The sequence below is a fragment of the Ochrobactrum sp. SFR4 genome (assembly GCF_019730395.1).
Classification (GTDB): Bacteria; Pseudomonadota; Alphaproteobacteria; order Rhizobiales; family Rhizobiaceae; genus Pseudochrobactrum.
Map to the genome: position 1 here is coordinate 1 of NZ_JAAPBB010000064.1, position 867 is coordinate 867.

At 54.9% G+C, this 867-nt stretch carries 1 protein-coding gene; it reads right to left on the reverse strand.

Annotated elements, in window-relative coordinates:
* The coding region (locus tag HBA93_RS17840; protein WP_221724184.1) for a DUF4815 domain-containing protein at positions 1 to 867 on the reverse strand (867 nt) is incomplete at both ends.

Here is an 867-nt window from a genome sequence, read left to right on the forward strand (position 1 = left end):
GGGACAATAGGAGGGACAGGGTTTGCACGAGCTGAAACGCCCTTAATGTAAACCGCAGATCCATCCTCTTGCAGCCCGATACGATCAATGCGTGGAAGGCGTGTCGTGTAGGCAACGATTACGTCACCACCCGTCGCGCCCCCTGAGACAGTGATCGTGTCATGAGTATAACTATCCGCTTGAATGACCGTGCGATACCGGTACGTACATTCATACGTTGCTCCGGCTGCAGGCTCATTGCCCGGCAACCCCCAATCAACAGCATCGCCCATTCGCTGATAATCAACGCCCTGAGTATATCCGGGGATATTCATGATCTGCGTGACCGATGTATCCGGGAGGCCATCCACACCATTGGCAATGGCGCCGCGAGTAACCATTACGGTTTTCTCTTTGGTGATCAGGATGGAGTTAATCATGCTGATCGGCCGCTGGTTGACCTTGAATGTGTATGAGGGTCCACCCGGATAGGTGTGGGTCTCTCCCGGCACCGCTCCTTCATCCCAGATCTCCTGTTCCGATATACGAATGGCAGCAAGACGGGTGCGCTTGAAGCCGGAGATGTTTGCCTCTCCCTGTTCAATCGAGAACTCCTGTCCACCGGCATTCGCGCCAAGACCTGTCACGCGGCATCCATCCACAACGTAATGCCCATGAGGGCGATCATAGATGGCAAGCTGCTGCATGACCGGCTCCAGCATTGATGGGCCTGTCTGATCAAGAATGGTTCCATCCTGAATCACGTAAACCGCACTGAAGTTTCCTTCCTGCTCATCATCGGCCAGAGCCCATGCGATAGACTGGATAATTCGTGCAGCTCCCGGCTCCCCTTCCGATGGAGTTCCCGGAACGAGGCCAAGCAATGTC